1 protein-coding gene is annotated in these 1,436 nt (G+C 57.7%); it reads left to right on the top strand.

The genetic code is table 11. The annotated features are described in order from the left end of the window. Positions 1–123: 123 nt before the first annotated feature. The gene (locus J2W46_RS34275) at positions 124–1,149 is read left to right on the top strand and encodes an IS110 family RNA-guided transposase (protein ID WP_310360458.1); all 1,026 of its coding nucleotides are present in this window, start codon (positions 124–126) and stop codon (positions 1,147–1,149) included. The last annotated feature ends 287 nt before the right edge of the window (positions 1,150–1,436 follow it).

Genomic DNA, 1,436 nt, shown 5'->3' with positions numbered 1-1,436 from the left:
GAATGAAATGAACGCGTCCCACCCAGAAAACAGGATCAGGAGATGTGGCTGGTTACAGGCCAACAGCGCGAATGTGTTCGGGAGGAAAATCCACGAATGTGCCGGTAACCGGAGGAACCCGAAATGACCTGTACGACTGTAGGCGTGGATATCGCCAAGAACGTGTTTCAGGTGCATTACATCGACGCAGAGACAGGCGAGATCGTGAACAAGCCGATCAGGCGCGCAAAATTTCTCGAGCACTTCGTGAACCGTGCCCCGTGCCTGATCGGGATGGAGGCGTGTAGTGGAGCGCACCACTGGGCGAGACAGCTTACGAAGATGGGCCATCAGGTAAAGCTGATGCCAGCGGCATTCGTGAAGGCGTTCAATATCCGTAACAAGAATGACGCCGCCGATGCACGAGCGATCTGGCTGGCGGTGCAGCAGCCCAGCAAGCCGATCGCTGTGAAGACCGAAATGCAGCAAGCGATGCTGGCACTGCACCGGACGCGGGAGCAGCTAGTGAAGTTCCGCACGATGCAAATCAACAGTCTGAGGGGACTGCTCACCGAATATGGCGAAGTGATGGGTAAAGGCAGGGCTGCATTGGATAAGGCGATACCGGATGTGCTGGCCAGGGTTTCCGAGCGTCTCCCGGTCGCGCTGATCGATACGCTACGCGAGCAGTGGAATGGGCTCACGAAACTGGATGACCAAATTGCCGGGATCGAGCGGCGGATGCGCGAGTGGGTCAAGGAAGACCGGGCTGTGAAAGCCATCAGCGATATCCCCGGTGTAGGGATACTCACGGCGACGGCCGCGGTTTCCATGATGGGCGATGCAAAGGTCTTCCGGTCAGGGCGTGAATTCGCCGCGTGGGCCGGACTCGTGCCCAAACAGACTGGCTCGGGAGGCAAGGTGAACCTGCACGGTATTAGCAAAAGGGGCGACACGTATCTGCGCACGTTGCTGATCCACGGCGCGCGATCGGTGCTTACGCACGCGAAGGAACCGAGCCCTTGGGTCGAACAGATCAGCAAACGTCGGCCGGCGAACGTAGTTACCGTGGCGCTAGCCAACAAGATGGCGCGAACGATCTGGGCAGTATTGGCCCATGATCGACCGTACCAGAGCGGTTACCTGAGTGCGAAACCACCCCAACGGTGAGCATTCCCTAAGCAATCAGCTTTACACAGGGCGATACGCCAAAAGGTTGCGCAGGAAATCGTACGTGATGACAAGCCAGGTAGGACCGGGACTCGCCAAGCCTGAATGATAGGTCGAGCGTCAAGCTCGTCAGTTGAATGAGGTGCGAGTCAGCGGATTTCATAGGGGCCCGCAGCGGCAGTACCAGCTGCAACAAGGCCGGATATAGATCTGCAAGCCAGCCTGTCTGCCACAACACACGATAACTTGCTCAAACGGGACGCGTTCATATAGACCCATCATGACGA

It is taken from the genome of Paraburkholderia strydomiana, assembly GCF_031456815.1.
Taxonomy (GTDB): Bacteria; Pseudomonadota; Gammaproteobacteria; order Burkholderiales; family Burkholderiaceae; genus Paraburkholderia; species Paraburkholderia caledonica.
The sequence above is the reverse complement of the archived record's forward strand: the minus strand, read 5'-3'. Positions and strand labels throughout refer to the sequence as shown.

What these genes read in the sequence shown, in the direction of transcription:
- J2W46_RS34275 (WP_310360458.1), top strand. Translation starts at nt 124, where the DNA reads ATGACCTGTACGACTGTAGGCGTGGATATCGCCAAGAACGTGTTTCAG.